Raw genomic sequence first — 24,843 nt, forward strand, 5'->3', positions numbered from 1 at the left:
ACACAACAGCAGCAATGGGGTGCAAACTAGGAGAAAAAAGGCCCTCGCAAATGTATGCATGTGCTCCTCCCGGCGCATCGGTGGGTCGTCATGGTTGAACATAAGCACCGGGCCGGAACATGTCGAGGGCGAGGCGCGGCACAAAGTTATCGTACAACTGCAAGGGCGCGTTGCTGCAAACAAAAAGCGCCCACCCGCAAGGCGGGCAGGCGCAACTGTTTGCAACTGACGAACGTTCTACTCGTCAAAGCCGTCTGGGTGGCACGAATGCCACGTCCAAGCCGAGGCGATGATGCTGTCGATGTCAGCCCTGGCAGTCCACCCCAGCACATCATGGGCACGCTGGGCCGAGGCCACGAGCCGCGCCGGATCGCCGGGGCGACGCTCGCCAATGGAAACCGAAATCTCGCGCCCGGTAACACGCTGTGCGGCTTCTACCATTTGCCGCACAGAAAAGCCCGTACCGTTGCCAAGGTTGCACACTTCGCTTGCGCCGCCAGCGCGCAGGTAATCAACCGCGCGCATGTGGGCATCGGCCAGTTCCACAACATCGAGGTAATCGCGGATACACGTGCCATCGGGCGTTGGGTAATCGTCGCCAAAAATTGTGATGTGCGGCCTTTTGCCCAGCGGAACCTGAAGAATAATGGGAATCAGGTGACTTTCCGGCCTGTGATCTTCGCCAATTTCGCCCTGCGCCCAGGCGCCAGCAACATTGAAATAGCGCAGAATAACAGACCTGATGCCGTGCGCCCTGCCCACCCAGTGCATCATGCGCTCCATGGCAAGCTTGCTTTCTCCATAGGGGTTGGTGGGCCGCAGGGGCGCGGTTTCAGGAATGGGCACGGCATCGGGTTCGCCGTATACAGAGGCGGTGGACGAAAACACGATCTTGTCCACATGATGTCGAACCATGGCCTCAAGCAGCACCATCATGCCGTGGATATTGTTCTGAAAATACCTGAGCGGCTGCTCCATGCTTTCGCCCACCAGCGAGCAGGCGGCAAAGTGCAGCACAGCCTCAATGGGCTGCTCGGTAAACACGGCATCAAGCAGGGCAGGATCGCGCATATCGCCGGTGTACAGGCGCACACCCTGCGGCACGGATGCCCGGTGGCCAGTAAGAAAATTGTCGAGCACCACCGGTATTTCGCCACGCTCAAGCAGGGCACGCACATTGTGCGAACCGATATACCCAGCACCACCGCAAACCAGAACAGCCATATTCGCTCCGCTCCTTCATTTCGCCGCAATTTTGCGGATAGCAATTCTGCACTTGTAGAAATAATTTGGCAAGAGGAGATGAAAAGGCCCACCCAGAGCCCCATGCGAAGGCATGGCGGTTGTCTGGCGGGCCTTTGGCGAAATGCGGCAACACCGCAACTTGCTTACAACTGCTTTAGCACGTCCTCTGCAAACGAGGCCACTGCTTCAGGATCATTGGAGGCGTCGCCTTCCATCTTCAGGCCGTCAGCAATGATGACAGCCCCGAGCTCCTTGGCGCGTTCTTCAATGGCAGGCACCGCGCCGCAAAAATGTTCGTATTCCTGATCGCCAGAGGCAAAGGCCGCCACCTTGCGCCCGGCAAGCTTCATGCGGTCAAATTCTTCAAAAATGGAGGCAAAGTCGTCCTGCATTTCCAGGTCTTCCATGCCCCAGGCCGAGCAGCCAAAAAGGACTGCATCATAACCTTCTGCCAGATTATCCGCCGAGGCGTCAGCTGCGTTAAGCAGCGTGACTTCATGCCCGCCAGCTGCAATCAGTTCCTCAAGCTTCTGGGCGATGCTTTCGGTATTGCCGGTGCTGGAACCGAATACGATCAGTACCTTGCTCATGATATTCTCCTTGGCTGTCCTTCATATTTAAAAATGAAATTCATTTTCTAATCAGATAGAGATGTTCCATGCGGCTGTCAAGGCAAACCCTTTGGCCTGACAAATTTTGCCGAATTTTTCAGTACGTTCCACCGGATTATTTTCGTTCTTGCGATGGCAAGTGCTCCGCGCAAGTCCACATCAGCACCACAGCCACAAAACATCTGTGCCACACATCACAAAACTGAAAAAAAACAAAAAAAGCCCCGCTGTGTTAACGGGGCTCTGAGAAAGACATGTTCTGCGCTGGACTATTCTTGGCGAAAAGCCTCCGATTCTGCCGCATCCATATCAACGGTGTCCATTTCACCATCCTCGGTGTCGTCTTCCGGAACTGCGGCTTCGCGCACACGGGGGGCTGGCATGGTCCATTCACCCGGCATGGGCGCGGTCAGCTCGGCCTTCTCGCCAAGGTAGGGGTTAAAGTAGCCGTACCGCAGCCAGGGGCAGAGTTTTTTGAGGCGCTTCATGAACGAGGTAAGCCCCATGCTGGGTGAAAGCTCCAGCTTTTCCTGTCCTTCGCCGCCGCTCATCAGCTTGAAGTACCATTCGGGGTCAATGTTGAGATTGCGCCACTGAATCATGCTTACGCCGTTTTCGCCCACCAGATGGGCAAGCGCGTCGAGTTCTTCTTCCGTATCCGTAACGCCGGGAAACACCAGCAGGTTGAGCGAAACCCACACGCCGCGGCTGCGCGCCTCGCGTATGGATGCGCGCACGTCGTCAAACGAATAGCCCGAGGGCCTGTAATAACGGTTGTACAGCTCTGCCCTTGCGCTGTTGAGGCTCACCCGCATGCTGGTGAGACCAACCTCGGCAAGGCGGATCACGGCATCGGTGCGCGAGGCGTTGGTATTGCAGTTGACCGTGCCCGGGCCATCGCCCGCGCGGAACTGCCGCACGCTCTCTACCAGCAGGTCGGGATTCATGAGAGGGTCACCCTCGCAACCCTGGCCAAAGGAATAGATGGGCGTACGGGTTTCGCGCCCGGAGTGGATGCGCATGACCTCGGCAATTTCTTCTGGGCTGGGCGTAAAGGCAAGGCGGCACTGCGGGGTTGCCTGAATGGGCGAATCCTTTTCCTGCGCAGAAATACAGCCAACACAGCTGGCATTGCACGAGCGCGACGACGGCAGCGGGGCCTCGTAACGGCCCAGGGCGAAATTGCGGGCTGCCGGGCAATCATAGCGCGCCACGCAGTTATCCATGATGTGCCGGATAAGCCTGTTCTTGGGGTAATCGCGCAGCAGGCCGCGTGCCCCCTGCTCGATTCGCCCGCGCGAGATGTGGCTGAATATCTGGCGGGGCTCGGTGTCGACCCGGCGGGCGCAGATATAAAACCTCCCACGGGCATAGCCAACAGCCCCGTAAGCAAACAGGGGCAGCAAGGGAACCTTTTCGCCGCTCTCGTAAGCCGGGTGTGCCGATATTGTGTAGCCCGGCGCGGCAAAGGCCGCCACGGCAAGCTGGGCTTCGCCATCTGGCGGGGCTATAAGGCCGGTTTCCGGGTCAAGCCCCACGGCCTGACGACCCGGCAGCAGGAAAAATTCGCTCTCCTCCGGCAGGGGAATCAGTTCATCCGGGCGCGGCAGCCCCCACTGGGCTCCCCGTCGGCAAACCATGAGCAGATCAGGATCGTCATAAATATTGCCGCGCTCGTCTGCCATTACAAGATGCGGTTCAATGTGTTGCGCGGCCATAAAAGCTCCTTGCCCAAGTAGTGTTGAACGTATATAAAAACTGTCGGCCGGGCCTTCCCGGCCCGTATTTTTGGAGGCCTGCCATGTTTTCCATCATGCTTTTCATCTTTCTGTGCTTCTTCGGAATACTGGCTGTGCTGTACCACATGCTGCGCAGCCAAGAAAAACTTTGCAAATCCCTGCACGAAGAACATGCCCAAATGCGCATGCTGCTGCGTTCGCTTGAATCACGCCTTGACGCCATGGACGTTACCGCTCCCGCAGCGGTTGCCAACGGCAACGGCGCCACGCGTCTTGCTCCCCGCCCGGTGTCTCACGCGGCAACCCAGCCAGCGGAAGACCCCCTGCTGCGCCTGAGTTTTGACGACCCCGCACAGAGCGCAAGCCCCACCACGCCTGGCGTGGACCCGGCGCTTGATCTGCATTTTGACCCCGCCGTGGGCATCCCCGCGCCGCAACGTAACGGCAGGCACTAAGCCGGGCACATGTCCAGAATCGGCCCAGAGCCTGCCAGATTCTGCGCTGTGAAAAATGACAGCCTCGCGCCCGTCAGCTCTGTCCGGCCAGCCCGAATTCCCCTCTGGCCGCTGCCAGATAGGCCTCGCTTAAACCTGTAGCGCCCAACGCCTCTGCCCAGTGCAGATAGGGCAGCCGCAGGCATTCCTTGCGCACGGCCCCGGCCTTGCTGCGGCGGCGCGTCACAATATGCGGATCACGGGCCAGCAGTTCGCGCACCGCGCTGCTGAACGACCCGGCACGGTGTACCGCTCTGTGCGCATTGTCAATGCATTCCAGCGCAGCCCGCCCCATGCGCTCTGCCTCAGCGGGGTGATCAAGCAGGTGGCGCACCTGCGCCACGGCCTCGTCGGCAGCGGCCTCCACCGAAGCGCAAGCGCCAGAATCGCACGTATCTGCCGCATAGCAACGCAGATGCTCGCCCTCACGAAAAAGATCGGTCAGCCCGTGGCCTATGCGCGGAGTGACAAGACAGCTACCGCATCCCATGGCCTCAAAGACCCTGAAATTGAGATCACCGTGCTCGCAGTGGTTCAGCACCACCCGCGCGCGGGCGTACAGCTCACGGTACGCACCAGTGACAACCCGCAAACCCGGCAGTTGCGCGCCCACCCTTTCCAGAAAGGCGGCCCGCTGTGGCAGGTTGGCATTGACCGTGCCCACAAAAACACAGTCCATATCCTTCGCGATATCGGGTTCCGGGCCGTCATAGGGCCAGGCAAAGGCTGGCGACCACCACACCCTCTCCGCTGGCAGGTAGGCACCTGCAAAACGGTTCTGGTGGTCACGCAGCGAAACAAGACACGCATCGAATGCCTGCGCGTAATATGGCTGCCACGAATGGATGTGAGAATCCACACTGTAGAATACGGTGAGGCAGGGAAAGTCCTCTACCCCCAGCACGAAGGGGGCGCGGCTTTTATCGGCCACCACCAGCACGTCTGGCTCAAAACCGGCAATACACACCAGATCATGCCAGCCAAATACGGCCGCATGCTCAAAATTGTGCCGGGCCACTGCATCCCAGCCGCAGGAAGAAAGGGCATCACTGAAAAAAGGACTGCCTATCCACAATAGCCGCTGCATGCGCCCCTGCCTCTGGTAATGAAGTTCCGCGCCAAACGTGCCCAAATGCTTGGCATCCCACGCCTGGCGGTTGCCAACAGGCCCGATTTGCAATAGGTTCAAAACCTAGCCTCGACGCCCCAAGGCGTCAAGACGCGAGAATGTACATGCCGCTTAACTCCAGCCGATTTCGCCTGATAACGCGCATATTACTGGCGCTCCTGCTCACCCTGTCGGCGATGTCGGCGGGGGTCTTCTGGCTGTTACAGCGCAATCCGCAGGCGCTGGCCGAACATTATATAGAACAGATCGCCGCCAGCACAGGTCTGACCATCACGGTGGAATCGGTCAACGTGGCTCTTTTGCCTCTGCCCTCACTGGCTGTCAGCAATGCCAGCGTGCAGGGCAAGGGGTTGAGTTTTACCGTTGCCTACGCCACGCTGAGGCCCGACTTTCTGGCCCTTTTGCGCGGTGAACTTCTGCCTCGCAACATCACCCTGCTCCGTCCCCAGTTACAGGGCCAGGTTCCTGTTGCGCTGGCAAACTCCATGCTGATTCCCGACGATCCCGCGGCGGAGGCCGCCCCCGGCGCAGGCACTGGCTCAGCGGCTGAAAACGCTGCGGCCATGTCCGTTCAAACGCCAGATAAAACCACGGGCAAAACTTCGGTCAAGGCCACACCCAAACCCCAGGCAAACCATTCGGCCACGCCGGGCCAGCCACGTTCAAATGCAGCGCAGGATTCTCTCCCGCCCCCTGCAGATGGGTCGACCGCTCCCGCGCCAACCACTGCGCCAAACACTGATGCAGCCCCTGCTGCCAGCTCTGCCGGGGGAGAAACGTCGCTGCATGCATGGATTGCCCAGCTTGCCTCCGGCACCGGCGCGCAGACCTCGCTGCTGCCGGGGCGTTTCCGGCTGGCCATTTCGCAGGGTGAGGTAAACCTGACCGGGTCAGACCAGACCCGCCTGACCGCCACGGGCCTGCAGTGCGATATCGAAGCAGCAGAAGCCACGCGCCTGCAAGGCAACTTTTTTTGCGCCACAGCCGTTCTACAGCCAGAGGGTCAACCCGCGTCGAGGATCGACCATCTGACCATCGAGGGCAAGACCAATATCTCCGCTCCCCTGTCCAGCACGCCCCAGCTGACAGCCAAGGGCACGCTGCAACTGCCCATCTGGCTGGCCCGTCTGAACTTTTCCCTGGGTCTCAAGGCGGACGAACGCAGCTGGAGCCTCACCAACGATCTGGAAGCAGAACTGCGCAAGGATGAAGTGTTGCTGCCTGCCCACATCATCGGCACGATGGGGGGCCGCAAGGGTGACAGCAAGACCGTCTACATTGAAAGCATGCGCCTGCTGCTTGGCCCCGACGATGTGGCCGTAAACGGCACTCTGCAGCTGGGCGGTCCAGACATGTTTCTTGTGGAAGGCCGCCTGCAAATACAACGGGCGAGCCTCACCGAATGGCTGGGCTTTGCCCGCAACCTTGCGCCGGGGCTGCAAAACGCACTCGACGAGCTGACTCTTGGCAGCCTTGATTTTTCGCTGGACGGCAAGGGCCTGCGCGTGCCGCGCATAGACGTTACCGCCGCAGGCAGCCGTTTTCTTGGAACCGGCGGCGTTGCCAGCTGGGCCAAGCCAGAACTGGTACTCGACCTCAAGGCCGAAACGGTCAATCTGGGCCGCGCCATTCCCGAATCAGTAGGCGTGCTGCCCGCAGAACCCCGCTACGGGCATGGCCCGCTCACGCCCATGCCGGGCAAACCCGTTGTACCGGGCGAGGTGGGGCTTGATTACAACATCCGCCTTGGTGCCACCCGCGTCAATTACGGCCCCATCGTCATCAATGACGCCCTTGTGATCATAAAACAGGGACTTGTTGACCAGGTCACACACTTTGAAGACACCCTGCTGATTGTGGACGGCACTCTCTACGGCGGCACGGTCAAGGGCGACACAATTCTGGGCGGCAGCCCCGATACTCCCTATGCCATCCGCCTGCACATGCGTGACATTAACGGTGAAAATCTGGCCAAAGACCTGCCCGTCATGCCCGTGAGCGGCGGCAAGCTGCGCGGCGATGTGGACATCATGAGCCAGGGCCGCGAACTCGACGTATTTCTGGGCAAGCTGCGCGGCACGGTAACCGCAAAAGCCGAGCGCGGCCAGTTGCGCCCACCGAGCAATGCATCACCCAAGGCATCGCTGGGTGCCGTGGGCTTTAAAACGCTTGATGTGAGCCTCAAGGCCCGCACGGCGGCATGGGATCAGGGCCGTTTGGGACTTGAGGGGCAGTGGAATGCCACCATTGCAGATGAAGGCATTGATGCCGATGTAGCTCTCAATGGCAGGCTGTGGTTCAGCGGCGACGGGTCGGGCGGCGGCAACATGGATTTTCAGAGCCTGCCCGGAACGCTCAAGGCCAACCTGAGCGCAGAAAAATCCTTCCCGCCCGAGGGCCTGCAGGCGCAGGTATCGGGCAAGTTCAGCTGTCAGGCAGCGCGCAACCAGCTTTCGGTCAGCGATGCGCGCGCCAACGTGCTGGGGGCAGATGTTTCTGGCTCTGCGCAGTTGGGCATGGGCAAGGATGGACTGGCCTGGCAGGGTAAAATTTCCGCCCTTATCCCCGATTCGACCAAATCCCTGCGACTGCTGGGCGCGGCCAGCCCCAATGTGCCGCAACCCTTACGCCGGGTGGAGCTGGACACAACTTTCAAGGGCGATACCACGTCGCTTTCGCTCACCGAATTCAACGCCAAGGTGGACCAGAACGCCGTTTCGGGTTCCATTGGGCTGGACTGGCGCAAGGAGCTTGCGCTGCGCTTCAAGGTAAGCATGCCCCAGCTGGATCTCGACCGCTATATGGGCGACAAGGGCGGCTCTGGCGACAGCTCCAAACCCAAGAAACCCGTTGAAGGCAAGCCCTGGGATCTGCGCTTCATGAAGGCATTTTCCGCCGAAGGCGAGGCACAGGTCGGCCAGCTTACCGTGTGGAAGCTGCACACCCAGGACCTGCGCCTCAAAGTGAAGATGGACAACGGCAACCTGCGGTTTGAAAGCCTTGGAGGCAAGTTTTACGGGTCACCGCTGAACACGCACGGCGAGCTGCACTTCAACAAGGGTGTAGCCTTTGCCAGCTCTCTTACCATTGAAAACTTTGACCTTGCTGCGGCCAGCAGGGACAGGGGCGGCAGCTCGGCCCTTGGCGGTCAGGCCACCATCCACTCAGAAATGGACGCGGACGTTACGGCATCGGGGCAGATACCCGCGCGACTCAACGGCAAATGGCGTTTCAGTGTGCACAACGGTTTTTACCAGTCGCGCGAAAAAGACGGCCAGCTCAAGGGCAAACCCACACGCTTTGATGCCTCGGGCAGTTCCGGCACCGTTACCCACGGTGTAGCCAAAAGTGGTGATTTTTATCTCAAGGGCCAGGATATTACCGTTACCGGCGGTGGCTGGGTCGACCTGAACAACGACACCCTCGACTGCAATTTTACCGTCAACATGAAGAACCTGCCCGAGTTTCCCCTGCGCATGTACGGCAGCCTCGACAACAGCAAAACATCCATAGGTGCAGGCAAGTTACTGCTCAACACCATTGGCGGTCTCACCATGGGTGTTGTGGATGTGCTGGGCAGCGTGGTGGAAGGAACGTGGAAACTTTTTAGGTAGCCAGCCCACCCAAAACGCAACTTGCCGAGCATTCTTCTGAGTACCCGTTGACAGGGCCAGTTTTAGGGGATAGTGTGCCAGTTGTGTTCTTTTTTGCACAAACTAACTCGGTTCCGGCAAGGAGAGTACCAGTGAACATCCTTATTTTTGGCCCCAACGGCAGCGGCAAAGGCACTCAGGGCGACCTGATCAAGCAGAAGTACAACCTCGCCCACATCGAATCCGGTGCCATCTTCCGTGAACACATCGGCGGCGGCACCGAGCTGGGCAAAAAGGCCAAGGCTTACATTGATCGCGGCGACCTCGTGCCCGACGACATCACCATTCCCATGGTGCTCGAAACCCTGAAGACCAAGGGTCAGCAGGGCTGGTTGCTCGACGGCTTCCCCCGCAATACCGTGCAGGCCCAGAAGCTGTGGGACGCCCTTCAGAAAGAAGGCATGCAGCTTGATTACGTGGTTGAAATTCTGCTGCCCCGCGAAGTGGCCAAGAACCGCATCATGGGCCGCCGCCTCTGCAAGAACAACAACAACCACCCCAACAATATCTTCATTGACGCCATCAAGCCCACCGGCGACGTATGCCGCGTCTGTGGCGGCGAACTCTCCTGCCGCTCTGACGATCAGGACGAAGCCGCTATCGGCAAGCGCCACGACATTTACTACAATACCACCGACGGCACCCTGGCCGCCGCGTATTTCTACAAGGATCTGGCTGGCGCCGGCAAGACCAAGTATATCGAACTGAACGGCGAAGGCAGCATCGACTCCATCAAGGAAACCCTGCTTTCCAAGCTTGCCTAGTCTGCTTTTTTGCGGTTGCAGCGTAGCCGTCTGCCCCTAGCGGGTTGCGGCTGGCAGCTACTGCAAACAGCCATATGCAAGAGGCCCTGCCAGCGCGGGGCCTCTTGCTGCATTTATAAGGGCAACAGCATCTGAGAAAAATGAATATTTACAGTCTGCAAGACGCATTTGTGAGCACAGCACATTTTAATTAAAAATTTTACCAACTAAATCATCAAGTTAAATTTATTTGCTGCACTACAGTAATTATTTGTTAATATCTATTGACAATATTTGAAAATCATTCATAAAGGCAAGAAAATTTCTTGCCACTGTTTTAGCACATTCTTTGTATTGCCATACCAATGATTCAGGCCATGCAGAAACATAATTTCAATCCCAGTTTCAGCCTGTGATGCAGATTATTGTTTTCCGCGTGCCTTGTAACAGTTCTTGTCATTTCGCAGATGCATCTTGCTATCGTGCGCACGATTGCTCTCCGGAGTATCCGGGGGGGCTTTAGCCTCAACTGCAAAGCCCTGTTCAGCACCGCACCATGGAAAATGAGACATGTCAGAAATAGTCAAGCCATTGCTTTCTTTTGCAATTTTAGTGCTTCTCTTTCTTACGCCCATTTTCTTTATTCACGACTATGCTACCGACACCACATCAAACCTCTCGAGCAGCACCCTCACAAGACTGACTGAAGTCAACGCACGCGCCAGCAACAATTTTTATCAGACCGTTCGTACCAACATGATGGAAATGAACGGCATGACAAAGTATCTGGCTCAGCAGAACGGCAGCGCCAGCAAGGAAGACGTGCTTGCCGTCGCCCCACTTTTCTACGCGCACGGGGTACGGCGCTTCAGCATCGTTGACATTTGGGGCAAGGGCTATGACGGCAGCGGCGCGCCGGTTGATTTCAGCCAGGATACCGTTTTTCTGCTGGCCAGGGAGGGCAAGACCCACATAGACACAGCCTGTGACAACAGCAGGCAGCGGCTTTTGATCGTGGCCAACCCTCTGGTGGTGCAGGGCAGGATCAAGGCTGTCATCATCAGCGAATTTCCCGCCGAGGCCATAGAGACCAATATTGAAACCTGGGCCTTTGGCAACAATACATACAATCTGGTTATCAATGCCGCGGGCGAGCCCGTGTTTCAGGCTCCCCCGCCTGGTAAAACCATGGAGAGCCTTTTCCCCTCCTTTTCCGCAGGAGGTCTGCCGCCTGAAGTCACGGCCCGGCTAAAACAGGAGCTTGAGGAATCGCCGCAAACCTCCATGGCTTTTTCTGACAGCAGCCTGGGCCTGTATGTGGCGACCAGCCCAATAGAGCGGTTTGGCTGGCGCCTGGTGTCGCTTGTTCCCCAGGGCGTGGGTAATGCGGCGGTTTCCAAACAAACGCTTATCACCAACGAGCTGGTGTGGCGTCTGGCCGTGCTGGCGGGTATAATAATTACCTTTGTGCTGCTGCTTGAGCGCAACTCTTCGCGCAAACTGCGCCGTCAGCAAGAGGATTACCGCACGATCATTGCCAGCATTTCTGGCGGTGTACTCAAATTTTTTGGCCCAGACGGCACGTTTCTTTTCATCAGCCCCAACTACAAAAAAATGCTCGGCTTTACCGATGCGGAATTTGAAAAAAAATACGGCAACAGCTTTGCGGCCACCATTTATGAGCAGGATCGTGAAGCCACGCTGCGCATCATGCGCAGGCAGATTAAGAACGAGCAACCCATTGATGTGGAATACAGAACCCGCGCCAAGTCTGGCGCCCTGATCTGGCTGTACCACAAGGGGGCCGAGGTTCGAATCGAGCACGGTCGTTCATACATCCAGAGCATTGTTTTTGATATCACCAACAACAAGGAAGCCGCGCTTTCCAAACGCATATCCGACGAGCGCCACCAGTTTATTCTGGAACAGCACGACATCAATATTTTTGAGCAGAATCTTGTCAGCGGCTATTTTTCCTGTTCGCCGCAGTGGCTGCGCACCTTTGGATCGGTTTTCAACATACTGGAAACAGACACGGCCATTCCGCTGTTTCCCGATGACATGGAGCGCCTGCTTGCATTCCAGAAGGAAGTGCGGCTTGCGCCCCACCAGCACAAGTGCACGGTCGAGGTTCGCCTGCGCGCCGCCGGTGGCGAGTACCGCTGGTTTCGCGTTGAGGCCTCAAGCATTGCCAATTCACAGGGCACCCCCATCTACGCCATAGGCATCATTACCGACATAAACCAGCAAAAATCGCTGGAACTGCAACTGCGCACGCAGGCAACCCGCGACAGCGGCACGGGCATGCGAAACAAGATGAGTACCGAAAAAGCCGTTTCGCAGTTTCTGGAAACGCACGAATCTCCCCTGCCGCAAATGTACGCCATGTTCATGATCGACTTTGACAACTTCAAAGGCATCAACGACCGCTTTGGTCACGCCATGGGCGACAAGGCCATTTTTGACATGGCCCAGATCATTCGCCGGAACTTCCGTGGCGTTGATATTGTGGGCCGTGTGGGCGGCGACGAATTTCTGGTTTTCTGCACCGAAAAAATGTCACTGCACGCCATCCGTGAGCGGGCGTTCACCCTTGTGGAGCAGTTGCGCACAGAGTGCAGCGACCAGCATTCGTGCCTTACCATCACCGCCAGTGTGGGTGTATCGTGCTGTCCCAGAGACGGCACCACCTACGAAGAACTGTTCAACAAGGCAGACAAGGCCACCTATGCGGCCAAAAAAATGGGGCGCAACAGATGCATATTTTACAGGGAAATGAACGAGAGCACCCCAAAGGACACGCCGGTTCAGTAACATGACCATCGCGCACACAAAAAAGGCGGCTGTTGCAACAACAGCCGCCTTTTGCATTTTGGTCAGTGACTCAGAAAGTATCGTTCTGCACTTTACCCCTATTGGGCGCTACCCGCACCGCTCTGCCGGATTGCATTGAGAATTTCAGCTCCCAGAGCAATGGCATGCGAAATGCCCTTTTCATTGTTCACGCTGACCGCCACGGCGTAGCCTGTCTGCCGGTCATAAAAAAAGGCCGTACCAAAACCCGGGAATGAGCCAAGCTTGCCGATCAGGTCTATCCTGGGCTGGTCAAACAAAAAGAGCGTGCAGCCGTCAAGCTCGCTGCCGCGATAGTGATCGTTCTTGGATGTAGACACCGCTTCCTTGCCATCAGGCAACACCAACGGTTTGAGCGGCAGGGTTTCCAGCACATTGTTTTTCAGCAACCGGTCAATATTCACCAGGCGCACCACATCATCGGGCGCGGCTTCCAGATTGCCCGTGCCCATGGCAATGGCAATGCTAGCGGGCATGGGCAGCTGCATTTCGCCATTGCTGCCGCTATATCCCTCGACAAGGCGGGGCACGACAGCCCCGTCAACGCCAACAAGCAGCGTCTTCATGCCCAGACGGTCAACAAACAGCTCGCGTATCTGATCGGCAAAGGAGTTCCCGGTGATTTTTTCGGCAATGACAGCAAGCATGAGAAAGCCGGTATTGCAGTAGAGCTGCCGTGTGCCGGGGCGGAACAGGGGGGGCTGCTTTGCCACCATGCCAATCAGGTCTTCCGGTGACCAGTAGTGGGCCATATTCTGCTGTACAGCGGGCAGGGCGAGCATTTCGGGTATGCCCGAAGTGTGCTCAAGCAGATTGCGCACCGTAATGGCCTTACCATTGGGATATGTGGGGAAAAACTGGCTTATGGGCGTATCGTAGCTCAGCCTGCCCTCTTCAATAAGCCTGTGGATAAGTGTGCCAGTGAACACCTTGGTGACCGAACCAATTTTAAACCGCGATGCGGCAGTCACTGGCGTGGGGTTTTCCAGCGAGGCAGTCCCAAAGGCGGCATTTATGGGGGCATCCTGCCCATGACGCAACACCGCCACAGAAAGACCCGGAACATCCGGGCTGGCGGCCTGTTTGGCACCAAGGTTCATCACAATGCCGCGCACGCTGCCGGTCTCGTGCTGTTTTTTACCGGCACAGGCAGTGAGCAGCAGGCATGCCATGCACAGCACAACAGCCAGATGGCCAAACCGGGGCTTGAAACCAGGGCGGATCAGAATCGGGCAGGTGCGGATCATGCTTTTCCCCCAAAGTTGCGGTGCAGGTCGCGCAACAATTGACGCGCCTGGTTACGGGCATATTTGGCAAGCTTATGACATGGTACAAACATTGGCAACGAGCAGGCAGGCAAAGCGCCCGGCATCAACGATGCCGGGCGCTGTGAAACAGGGCAGCTCCCCAGCGGGACGGGGTGCTACGCCCAGAGAATAAGGTCTGTCTCCAGCGGCGAAGCCTGGGCCGGATGCACGGGCATGATGCGCACGCCGTACCGGTAATGACCGCTGAATGTGGGAATGTAGGTGGCGATATAGCGCATGCCGTTCTGGTCCCTGTCGCCACCGCGTGGCTCAAGACGCAGGATTTCGGGCTTTTCGCGGAAGCTGCCATTGGGCAGCGCCCTGCCTATGACAAGCTGCACCAGCACTTCATCGGCCTGCATATCGCCAAGCTGCAGGCGCAGCTGAACGCTCACGGGTTCGCCGCAGGTCATGGTATTTCCTTCAATACCGCTGATGGCCAGCTCATCCACCTTCAGTGTGCAGAAACGTGACGGCAGGCTGTTTTGCCAGCCAGCCAGCGCGCGGCATGCCTCCCAGTTGTTTTCACGCAGCATGTTGCGCCGCTGCGCGGCCCGCAGGTAAAACTGCCGGATATAATCGGTAAGCATGCGGTTACTGCTGTACATGGCCGTAAGACTTTTGAACGACCGCTTGGAGGTGTTTATCCATTCCTGCGGCAGGTCAGACTCGTTGCGCTCAAAATACAGAGGCACCACGGCAGTCTCCAGCAGCGAATACAGCGCTTCGGCATCGGCATAGTCATTCTGCTCGCTGCTGGGCAATTCGTTGGAAACCACGGGGCCGATAGTCCAGCCGTTCTGCCGGTTGTAGCCTTCGCACCACCAGCCGTCTGAAATACTCAGGTTGATGCCGCCGTTGACCGGCAGCTTCATGCCGCTGGTGCCCGAGGCCTCGTGTGGGCGCCGTGGTGTGTTAAGCCACACGTCGCAGCCCTGGGCCATGATACGTGAGACAGACAGACTGTAGTTTTCGATAAAAAAGATACGGCCCAAAAACCGCTCGTCGCGGCACATGCGCAGCACTTCCTGAATCAGGTTGATGCCAGCCTCGTCGGCAGGGTGCGCCTTGCCCGAGAAAACCAGCACAACCGGGCGGCTGGGGTTGTTGAGAATCTTGGCCAGCCTGTCGGGGTCTGCAAAAATGAGCGTGGCCCGCTTGTAGGGAGCAAACCGGCGGGCAAAGCCAATAATCAACGTATCTGGCCTGAGCATGGATTCCATGCGCTTGCGATCGTCTGAAGGCAACCGGTATTTCTGGATAAACTCAGGTATGCGGCGGCGCAGGTCGTCGAGCAGGGCTTCTTTCTGGTGCATACGGGCCGCCCAGTAGGCCTCGTCGGGTATCTGGTCCACCTTGTCCCATACGCCAGCGCCTGGAGGAGCCTGCATCCAGCCAGAGCCGAGATACTGGCGCAGCAGCTCGTTCATCCAGCTGCCCACATACGAGGGCACATGAATGCCGTTGGTCACGTGGCCGATGGGGGTTTCGGCCACCGGCAGGCTCTTCCACAGGTTGTTCCACATATGGCGCGAAACAACTCCGTGCAGGCGGCTCACGCCATTGGCCCAGCACGAATGCCGCAGGGCCAGTACTGTCATTTCAAAGGCATTGCTGTTGCCGCCCTCAATCTGTCCGAGCTGCACAAACTGCTGCCACGATATGCCCAGATTGGCCGCAATACCGCCAAAATACCGCTCCATGAGCTCAAGCGAAAAAGATTCATTGCCTGCGGGCACGGGAGTGTGGGTGGTGAACACTGTATTGGAACGCACCCGCACCGTAGCCTCGGCATAGTTCATGCCCATGCTCAGGCATTCCTGCATGCGCTCCATGGCCATGAAGGCCGAATGCCCCTCATTCATATGGAACACACTGGGCTTTATGCGCAGTGTGCGCAGCAGGCGCATGCCGCCCATGCCCAGCAGCATTTCCTGCAGCAGGCGCACCTCGCGGTTGGCCTCATACAGTTTGTCGGTAATACGGCGGTCTTCATCGGTATTGCGGCGCGTGTCGGTATCCATGAGGTACAGGGCTATGCGGCCCACAGCCAGCTTCCATACCCGCGCGAACAGCAGTCGCCCCGGCAGCTCAAGCTGCACATACACCGGCTGATTGTCAGCATCGTAGACCATCGAGATGGGCAGCAGCGCAAAGTTGTTTATGGGATACTGCGCCACCTGCCGCCCTTCGGAATCTATATCCTGCCGGAAGTAGCCGTTTTTGTACAAAAGTCCCACGCCCACAAGGGGTATGGCCATGTCTGAAGCCGATTTGAGATGATCGCCCGAAAGAACGCCCAGCCCACCGGAATAAATTGGTATGGACTCGTTCAAACCGTATTCGGTAGAAAAATAGGCAATGGGCGCTTCTGGCGTCACATCTGCGCTCAAGGAGCGGATAGGCTCTTCCATGTAGGCGTCAAACTTGGCGACCACCTCGCGGTAAAGACTCATGTAGTCTTCGTTGTCCAGCAGGTCCTTGAAACGCTCGGGCGCGGCCTGTTCAAGCATCTGCAAGGGGTTACGCCAGGTTTCCCACTGCGCGGGGTTGAGAGCCATGAACAGGGCCTTGGCCTTGTCGTGCCAGCACCACCACACGTTGCGGGCAATGTCGCGCAACCGTGACAGCTCTTCGGGCACTTCCGCCACGGCCATGATGGGCCGCAAGAATGGCGTGGTGGAACAAGAGGTGGAAAGCACACGCGCCAGCGCCACATGTCCGGCGTCGTAATTTACCCGGCTGGCGGCCTTTTTGAGTGCCATGGTAAATGCCGTGATGTAATTCTCAAAAAAGAACTGCCACGATGTTTTTTCGGCCAGCGCACGGGCCTCTGCCCGCCACAGGGGCAGGTTGTCCACCGCGCAGGTGGCCGCCAGCATCAGGTGGTCATGAAGCACCGTGGCGCTCTGTTCAAGATTCATGCCCCGGCGCAGCATGACGCACACGCCGTTATGCGGCGACGAGCTTTCCTTGAGCTGTTCCTTGGCCCACATGCCAAAACCGGAAAGATCGGTGGTAAGCGTGGGCACTGCCCAGGCCGCGCTTTCCTGCGGGGTATAGCCCCAGGGCTCGTACCACGAGGGGAAGCAACCCACGTCACACGAAGACATGACTTCATCATACTGCATGTTCAAAAAGCCATCGTCCCCGTTGAGCATGGCAGGCACAAAGATGACCTTGATCTTGTTTTCCGGCCGGTTGTTGAGCCCCAGACGGCGACAGGCGTTGATGATGGGGTCCTGCGGGGCATTCCAGGCAAAATGGGTACAGATAAAGGGCTGACCGTTGTCGTCCGCGCCGGGTTCGCCTGAAACGGCGGCCGTGTTTACGCCCGTGTGGCCGCCCATCACAAGACACAGCGCCAGAACAGACGCATCTGTACCTGCCAGACTCTGCTCCATGCGGGCAAGGGCCTCAAGGAAGATATCAACGCCCTTGTTGTGCATTTCGTAGCGGCCAGAAATGGCAAAAATACGGGTGGTTGCGGGCAGCTCGCAACGCAGGAAGCGGTTGGCCGCCTCCATAATGCGCGCCCTGCGCGCCTCGGGTAACGCACGGTCAACCGAATAGTCGGGCACAACCCGCATATCCAGACCGTTGGTGGTGATAACATCGGGCTGGCGGCCCAGCAAAACTGTGGATTCTTCACCGGTTATGGGGCTCACCGTGGTAAAAACGTCTGCCTCGCGCGCGGTTGCGCCCTCAAGCGACCACTTGGCCGTGATATTAAGGGCTGCGGCCTCGTTGGCCGGGTTGATGTTGCGCAGGTTTGAATAGATGTCGCGCCCGGTACCGGCCATGGCCCGGCCAAGCATGGTGGCGTGGGTGGTAAAGACAGTGCCTATGCCGGGCGCAAGTTTTTTGAGCGCCAGCAGGCCTGCGCCGCACATCCACTCGTGGAACAGGGCCACGCTGCGCCCTTCCATGGGTTCCACGCGGCTCTCGTGTATGGCGGCAATAACCGCGCCGCAGGCCGTGGCAAACATGACAGGCTCAATGTAATCCCAGCCGCCAGAGAGCGAATCCACGCCATACCCCTTCCACAGGTCGTACAACAGCTGGTTGCTTGAATACCTTTTGGCAAAATCGACAAGAATCACCTTGGGCCTGCCGGGTATGTTCCAGCGGCCCATGCGACATTTGAGATCCCTGGTGGCAAAGGCCATTTTAAGGGAATCCCACACGCTTTCGTCCGTTTCTTCAAAACCCGGATTTTCGGCAAGGGAAGGGCCCAGAAAAAAATAATCCTCTCCAAACTGCTCCACTGCCTGCAAGGCCTTGCTGCTTACAACCGAATAGATGCCGCCCACCTTGTTGCAGACTTCCCAGCTGACCTCAAAAAGAGTGACCGTATTATTTTCAAAATTCATGGTGTCTCCTTATGGAAATGCCATTCAATCAGACTGAGGCTCCAGTGCCAGAACTGAGGCTGCTGCGGCTTGCCCTGCGCGCCTTGCCGGTCTTGCTGGCCAGCTCTGCGGCATCAAGACGCAATTCAAGGTCTGCCAGCACATTCATGTAGGTGATATAGGCATCGTAGGGGCTGTCGAATGGATTGGGCCTGTCCTGACGCGGACCGGTAAACCAGCGGGTGGACATGTGACGGAAATGGTCGGCAGTCTGCAGCCGCTCGTAATCGTGCAGCAGCATCCTGTCGCCGCAGGCGCGTATGCGGGCGGCAAGGCTGTAAAGGGCGTGGATGGCATCTTTTTGCATGTCGTTGCCAAGCCACGAGGTGAGGTCGTTTCCGTTGTCTTCCCAAGACATGAACTTGGGCACGTCCACTTCTCCGGCGGGCTTGAGCTTTCCGGCAAGAGATGCGGGCGTGGCAAAGCTGAAGCGGCTGTCGGCCAGCAGGGCCTCGGGCAGGGCCGCCATAAAGTCGAATATGCCAGAATCTGACGTGTTGCGCAGACCGAACATATGCATATCATTAAAAATATTGATGACATCAGCAGTTTCAGCCAGGCTGTGGAGCCACGAGGCATATTTGTCTGCGGTCAGGGGCCAGCCAGTCCAGGTACTGTCGCCAAAACGCAGCCCCATATCGTCTGAAAGCGCCGCATTGCGCAGCAAAAGCTGCATCTTTGGGCCGGAAACCGGGCGATATACCCAGTTTGGACTGCGCCAGCCAAGCACATGATCTGTACCCTGAGCCAGAGCGGTCTTGAAACCAAGCTGCTGCAGGGCTGTGGCAAGATCATTGTTGAAAACGCACTCTGTGTGCATGAAGGACGTGGGCTTTTTGCCAAAAAGTTTCTTGAGGCGTGCGCTCTGCGCCTTGACCTGACGGTCAAATTCCTCGCGCGAATATAGGAACGCCAGCGAATGCGCCGAGGTTTCCGCCACAAATTCCACGCAGCCGGTGGCCGCCAGCGCGCAGAGGCTTTCTGTAACTTCGGGGGCGTACTGCTCAAAAAGATCAAGAGCCGTGCCAGAAACGCACAGCGACACAACAAACGCACCGTCAAACCGACGCACAAGCCGGAGCAGCATTTCGCAGGCTGGCAGATAGCACAGGCGCGCGGCGCGCAGCAAAGCCTCGCAGTTGCGGTCATCATCTTCGTAGACAGAGCTCTGCCCCATGTCGAAAACAGTGTAGCGGCGCAGCTGATACGGCTCGTGAATAGTGAAGCACAGACATAGCGCAGGCATCAGTGACCTCCAAGGACATCGCGGTAAATGGTCAACAACTGGTTGGCGGCATTCTCCCATCGAATGGACTTCATTTCTTCCCGGCAATTTTTCACCAGTTCGGCGGCAAGGCAGGGGTAGCGCAGCACGGCGCAAATCTTGTCGGCCATGTCGCGTGTATCCCAAAAATCTGCTTTAAGCGCGTGCTCCAGCACTTCCGAAACACCTGATTGGCGCGAGAGCAAAACCGGCACGTCGTACAACATGGCTTCCAGCGGCGTGATGCCAAAAGGTTCGGAAACCGAGGGCATTACATACAGGTCGCTGAGGGCAAACATGCGGTCTACATCCTGCCCGCGCAAAAAACCTGCAAAATGGAAGCGCTTGCCAATGCGCAGCTGCCCCGCCCTGCGGATGAGCTCTGGCAGCATGTCGCCGCTGCCCGCCATGAAAAAGCGTACGTTGGGGATTTTTTGCAGCACCAGGCGGGCCGCTTCCATGAAATATTCCGGCCCTTTCTGGAATGTCACACGGCCAAGAAACAGCACGCGTTTTTCGTGCCGTATGCGTTGCGGCACAAGGTAGTGGCGCTGGGCCTCGTGCCGGGCCACGGCGTTATGTACCACCACGACCTTTTCAGGCGGTACGCCGTAGCGGTCAATGACTGTCTTGCGGGTCAGGCGGCTCACGGCCACCACCACATCGGCGGCGTTGAGCCCGGCGCGCTCGATACCCGCCACCTGCTCGTTGATATTCAGACCGCTGCGGTCGTATTCCGTGGCGTGGATATGTGCCACAAGAGGCTTGCCCGTAAGCGCTCTGGCCAGCATGCCCGCCGGGTAGGTCATCCAGTCGTGCACATGGATAACGTCAAACTGCTCCTGTACGGCAATGGCGGCAGCCAGCCTGCTGTAGCGGTGCACCTCGGTCATGAGGTCCGGTCCGTAGCCGCCGTGCAGTTCAAACGTCACAGATTCATTGCCAGAAATGCTCTCGGTGGGGCTGCCGGGCAGATGGCCCACCAGCCGGTTGGTGACCGTGCACTGGGGCGCCTGCCGCAAATATTCAAGCGCCTCTGCATAGCCCTGGGGCGTCAGGTAGGGAACCAGCGGGCTTTCCACAGGCAGGCAGCGGATACTGCGGGCCCACACGTCCTGGCCGGCCGCGGCCATGATTTCGGCAACATGCGGGCTCACGGGCGTACCCGATGCCCCCCGCATGTGCAAAAATCCGTTCTGCCCTGCGCTGCCCTCCACACGGGGCAGCACAAAGATTATTTCCGCGCCTTTTTTTGCAAGGGCCTGGGTCATGCCAAAGCATGCCGTACCCAGCCCCCCGCTGATATGGGGCGGAAATTCCCAACCAAACATAAGCACTCGCATGACGAATACCTACTCCTCGCTGCCGGGTGTGGCCGATTCTACGGTTATGGTTGCCCTGCACACGCCGGTTTTGTCGCCAGAGGGGGGATTGGCAAGGCAGTGAGCCACCCTTCGCTCCCATTGGCTGTAAATTTCTGGTGCACCTCTCTGCAGATTTTTGAGCATGCGCTGGCACTCTGCCACGCTCCAGGCCTGTGCAGTACAACCACCCGGCGCATATGGCGGGGAGCCATCAAATACCTCTGAAATACTGCCCAGCCCCGCCTCGCACAGATGCTTGCAAAACAGCGGGGTAAGCGTATCAAGCAGGCCCTGCACCGCACCGTTCAGATCCCAGGCTGTCTGCAGCAGGGCATCAGCATAATGGCCCAGCAGCCAGGGCCACACGGTTCCCTGATGATAGGCTCCATCGCGGCTGTGGGCATTGCCGCCGTAGCGGCCCACATAGGCGGGGGCGTCGGGCGCCAGTGTGCGCAGACCGTATGGGGTGAGCAGCCTGTTGCGCACGCATTCCACAACCTGCGCGTGGCAATCGTCCACAAGCACCGCATGCGGCAGTGAAACAGCAAATATCTGGTTGGGCCTTACGCTACGGTCAAGATGACCATCGCGCCATACATCGCCCAGATGCCCGCCCTCGTCATTTGTCCAGAAACGGCGCAAAAAAGCATCCCGCAGGGCCGCGCGCTGGCGCTCGCCCGTGATCAGCGGTTCATGAAAGGCGGCGGCAAGGCTGTCGGCAAAGGCAAGGGTGTTATACCATAGGGCATTAACCTCAACCGGGCAGCCCTGACGAGGCGTGACAGGCTGACCGTCCACCTGGGCGTCCATCCAGGTAAGCTGGGTGTGGGCGTCGCCAGCGTGCAGCAGGCCTTCTGCATCCACAAAAATGCCCATGCCCGGCCCGCGCCGGTAGCCCTTGATTATGGATTTGAGCGCCTCCCACGCATGCTGATGCGCCCAGGCCAGACCGTCCGGAACTGTGGTCAGCATCTGTTGCAGGGCAAAGGCGTACCACAGTGAGGCATCCACCGAATTATAGGCGTGGTCGCCCGACTCCGAAAACATGTTGGGCACAAGGCCATTGCGAATATACTGCCCCAGATCGGCCAGCACGCGCAGGCCAAATTCTTCGCGCCCTGCGTGGAAGGTCAACCCCGGCAGGCTTATGAGGGTGTCGCGCCCCCAGGCGTCAAACCAGGGGTACCCGGCAAGCACGGCGGGCCTCCCCGAAGGGGTGGTTACGCAAAACTGCTCGCCAACCTGGGCAAGATGCCCCACCAGCCCCCTGCTCTCATGCTGGGCTGCGGTGCGCGAGCGGCTCTCGGCTTCCCACTGCCGGTCAACCCCTTCACAAGGCTCCGTGCCCGCGGCCACATACACATAGCCACCCAGAGGCAATGGCGGCAGGGCTATTTCGAGCACGCCCGGCATGAAGAGGTCTTCGCTATCGTCAAATCCGCGTTCGCGCTCTTCAAAATATTCCACATTGCGGAACCAGTCCGGCGCGGGCGTAAAGCTTACCGGCAGAGCCTCTGGCTGCTGGCCGTCTGCACCGCCACCACCGGCCATAATTCCCTGATCCAGAACCGACGAGGGTTCTGTCAGGGCAACGGCCTGCACAAACAGGGAAGGCAAGGCTTCATAGGGCCGTATGCCAAAGCCCCCTGTCACCTCTTGCGTATCGTGCCGCAGGCAGGTGTTGGCACGGGTGAGGGCATGAACATTGCGAAAGGCCAGCAGGGGCTTGATGCGCAGCACAAGATCGGGAATACCCGCGGGGCCACGCAGCTCATAGCGCAGCAGAACCCTGCTGCTATTCTTGCACAGCAATACCTCACGGCTCAGGCTTACCTCGCCCACGCGATAAACACTCTGTGGCCACTGATCCAGATAAAAGGCCTCAAGATACTCATGCCCGTTGGGATAGAGCGTGCCGGGGTGCTGACGGCTGGAAAAGAAAAATTCCCTGCCGCCGCCGTATACGGATTCTTCAAGGGTTGAAAGCAGCACATGCCTGCCCTGCGGCGTAGAGACCGCAAGCATACCGTGGTATTTACGGGTATTGCAGCACAGTATGCTGCTGCACGAGCAGTCGCCCAGCCGGTTGGTGAGCAGCCACTCCCGGTGCAGCGCCCTGCGCGTATTCTGGCAGGCTGCTTTATCAAAGCTGAACCGCATACGGCCTCCTTGACGCACGGGTTAAGGCGACGGCGAAAGCTGCGGAAGGGAGGAGCGGAGCGCAACTGCCGCCATACCGCCGGGCAGACGCTGCGGCGGGTAACTTGCGGCAATATATGTGGAAGGGTTACGGCCTGAAGGGCGCAGAGAGTAACTGAAACAGCCGGAACTCTGACCACAAAAACCGCAACAGGAAGAAAACATTGGGGTAAACCCCTTTTCTACCTGCATTAACGATTCTACCGTACCCCATAAAATTTTGAATGTCGAGCCAGCGCTCTTTTGTTTTTACACAGTGCGCCAGATAATGATCGACCTTTTCATGGTGAATGCACTGCTTGCAAAGATCACAAAGACATTTGACAAATCGCCAACAGCCCGGCGACAGCATTATTACAAAAACGATTTTTATTTCAAAAACACGCGATATGGCAAATGCGTGCACAAAAAAAACCATTTAATAATGACGCTTCGCTGCCATACAGACTCCCCTGCATGATCGGCGGCAAAGTCTGTAACCTTCCAGCCAGCGGCAAAGCACGGCCCTGCCGCACTGGGGGCTTTTTCTTTGTTCATTTTTAGGGTAAGCTTGTTCGTTGCTCACAATCTCAGCATACCTGACGGGGGTAGTTCATGAAAGCACTTGGTCGTTGGCTTGGGGCTCTGGCCCTTACCCTGCTTGTGCCTGTTGCGGCGCTGGCAGGTGACATCAAGGTTGGCCTCATGTGTCCGCTTACGGGCAAATGGGCGTCCGAAGGTCTGGACATGAAGAACATTGTCACCCTGCTGGTTGACGATGTGAATGCCAAGGGTGGCATCAAGGGCAGCAAGATTCAGCTTGTGGTCGAAGACGACGCAGGCGACCCGCGCACTGCCGCTCTGGCCGCGCAGAAGCTGGCTTCTGCCGGTGTTGTGGCTGTTATCGGAACCTACGGCTCTGCCGTGACCGAAGCCAGCCAGAGCATTCTGGACGAAGCGGAACTGGTGCAGATCGGCACCGGCTCCACCAGCGTACGCCTGACGGAAAAAGGCCTGCAGCTCTTTTTCCGCACCTGCCCGCGTGACGACGCGCAGGGCAATTCTGCCGCCGAAGCCATCAAAAAGGGTGGCTACAAGGCTGTGGCTCTGCTGCACGACAATTCTTCCTACGCCAAGGGTCTGGCAGAAGAAACCAAGGCCGTGCTCGACAAGGCCGGTGTGAAAGTGGTGTTTTACGACGCTCTTACCCCCGGAGAGCGCGACTATACCGCCATTCTGACCAAGCTCAAGGCCGCAAACCCCGACCTCGTTTTCTTTACCGGTTACTATCCTGAAACCGGCATGTTGTTGCGGCAGAAAAGGGAAATGGGCTGGAATGTTCCCATGATGGGCGGCGACGCCGCCAACCATCAGGATCTGGTCAAGATCGCCGGTAACGAGGCAGCCACCGGCTACTTCTTTATCAGCCCGCCGCTGCCTCAGGACATGGACACGCCTGAAGCCAGGGAATTCCTCAAGGCTTTCAAGGCCAAGTACAATACCGTGCCTGTTTCGGTGTGGGCCGTGCTTGCTGGCGACGCTTTCAAGGTCATTGAAGGCGCGCTTGAAGCTGGCAAGGACACACCCAAGGCCATGGCCGCCTGGCTCAAGGAGCTCAAGGGCATGCCCGGTCTTTCCGGCAGCCTTGGCTTTAACTCCAAGGGTGACCGCGTGGGTGAGTTCTACCGCACCTACAAGGTTGATGCCACTGGCAACTTTGTTTTGCAGCCCAAGTAGTAATACGGCGCGGCCACAGGCCGCACCCGTGCTGCACAGATACACGCCAGGGGCACAACCGCCCCGGCGAAAAGCGTAGCCCCCCTGCGGGCGCGTTCATTACGGCGGGTGACC

The 24,843-nt window shown here is 58.1% G+C and carries 14 protein-coding genes; 5 read left to right on the top strand and 9 right to left on the bottom strand.

The features are described from left to right. Nucleotides 1-237: 237 nt before the first annotated feature. The 3 genes from galE to F8N36_RS11560 form a co-directional block, all read right to left on the bottom strand. The gene (gene galE, locus F8N36_RS11550; RefSeq protein WP_291332965.1) at nt 238-1,224 is read right to left on the bottom strand and encodes a UDP-glucose 4-epimerase GalE; all 987 of its coding nucleotides are present in this window, start codon (nt 1,222-1,224) and stop codon (nt 238-240) included. A gap of 164 nt (nt 1,225-1,388) precedes the next feature. Further along, nucleotides 1,389-1,835 carry a flavodoxin gene (locus tag F8N36_RS11555; RefSeq protein ID WP_291332966.1) on the bottom strand — a complete coding sequence of 149 codons (447 nt, stop codon included), beginning with the start codon at nt 1,833-1,835 and terminating at the stop codon, nt 1,389-1,391. Between the two features lie 290 nt (nt 1,836-2,125). Beyond that, nucleotides 2,126-3,574: a radical SAM protein gene (locus tag F8N36_RS11560; protein WP_291332967.1), complete on the bottom strand. Its 1,449-nt coding sequence runs from the start codon at nt 3,572-3,574 to the stop codon at nt 2,126-2,128. A gap of 83 nt (nt 3,575-3,657) precedes the next feature. Here F8N36_RS11560 and F8N36_RS11565 point away from each other — a divergent pair, with 83 nt between their 5' ends. Then, entirely contained in the window at nt 3,658-4,050 is a 393-nt protein-coding gene (locus tag F8N36_RS11565) for a hypothetical protein (protein WP_291332968.1), read from the top strand. Between the two features lie 73 nt (nt 4,051-4,123). Here the strand turns inward: F8N36_RS11565 and F8N36_RS11570 are convergent, their stop codons facing one another. Next, nucleotides 4,124-5,176 carry a glycosyltransferase gene (locus F8N36_RS11570; RefSeq protein ID WP_291332969.1) on the bottom strand — a complete coding sequence of 351 codons (1,053 nt, stop codon included), beginning with the start codon at nt 5,174-5,176 and terminating at the stop codon, nt 4,124-4,126. A 146-nt stretch (nt 5,177-5,322) separates the two neighbouring features. Here F8N36_RS11570 and F8N36_RS11575 point away from each other — a divergent pair, with 146 nt between their 5' ends. The 3 genes from F8N36_RS11575 (at nt 5,323) to F8N36_RS11585 (ending at nt 12,428) form a co-directional block, all read left to right on the top strand. Further along, nucleotides 5,323-8,832, top strand: a complete 3,510-nt coding sequence (locus F8N36_RS11575) for an AsmA-like C-terminal region-containing protein (RefSeq protein WP_291332970.1) — start codon at nt 5,323-5,325, stop codon at nt 8,830-8,832. Between the two features lie 131 nt (nt 8,833-8,963). Beyond that, nucleotides 8,964-9,635 carry an adenylate kinase gene (locus tag F8N36_RS11580; RefSeq protein WP_291332971.1) on the top strand — a complete coding sequence of 224 codons (672 nt, stop codon included), beginning with the start codon at nt 8,964-8,966 and terminating at the stop codon, nt 9,633-9,635. A gap of 591 nt (nt 9,636-10,226) precedes the next feature. Then, nucleotides 10,227-12,428 (top strand): diguanylate cyclase, encoded by a 2,202-nt coding sequence (locus tag F8N36_RS11585; protein ID WP_291332972.1) that lies wholly within the window; start codon nt 10,227-10,229, stop codon nt 12,426-12,428. 98 nt (nt 12,429-12,526) lie between these two features. On the opposite strand, the gene F8N36_RS11590 is transcribed toward F8N36_RS11585, so the two are convergent. From F8N36_RS11590 to F8N36_RS11610, 5 genes are all read right to left on the bottom strand, one after another. Further along, nucleotides 12,527-13,714: a serine hydrolase domain-containing protein gene (locus tag F8N36_RS11590; protein ID WP_291332973.1), complete on the bottom strand. Its 1,188-nt coding sequence runs from the start codon at nt 13,712-13,714 to the stop codon at nt 12,527-12,529. 176 nt (nt 13,715-13,890) lie between these two features. Beyond that, entirely contained in the window at nt 13,891-18,147 is a 4,257-nt protein-coding gene (gene glgP / locus F8N36_RS11595; RefSeq protein ID WP_291332974.1) for an alpha-glucan family phosphorylase, read from the bottom strand. A gap of 28 nt (nt 18,148-18,175) precedes the next feature. After that, entirely contained in the window at nt 18,176-19,432 is a 1,257-nt protein-coding gene (locus tag F8N36_RS11600; protein ID WP_291332975.1) for a glycoside hydrolase family 57 protein, read from the bottom strand. Beyond that, complete coding sequence (locus F8N36_RS11605) at nt 19,432-20,793, bottom strand: glycosyltransferase (RefSeq protein WP_291332976.1); 1,362 nt, start codon at nt 20,791-20,793, stop codon at nt 19,432-19,434. Before F8N36_RS11605 ends, F8N36_RS11600 begins: the two co-directional genes overlap by 1 nt. Before the next feature lie 9 nt (nt 20,794-20,802). After that, a complete protein-coding gene (locus F8N36_RS11610) occupies nt 20,803-22,974 on the bottom strand; it encodes an amylo-alpha-1,6-glucosidase (RefSeq protein ID WP_291332977.1) in 2,172 nt (723 codons plus the stop codon). 633 nt (nt 22,975-23,607) lie between these two features. Between F8N36_RS11610 and F8N36_RS11615 the strand changes: the two genes are divergently transcribed. Continuing rightward, a complete protein-coding gene (locus F8N36_RS11615) occupies nt 23,608-24,729 on the top strand; it encodes a branched-chain amino acid ABC transporter substrate-binding protein (protein WP_291332978.1) in 1,122 nt (373 codons plus the stop codon). Nucleotides 24,730-24,843 lie beyond the last annotated feature (114 nt).

It is taken from the genome of Desulfovibrio sp. (genome assembly GCF_009712225.1).
Classification (GTDB): domain Bacteria; phylum Desulfobacterota; class Desulfovibrionia; order Desulfovibrionales; family Desulfovibrionaceae; genus Desulfovibrio.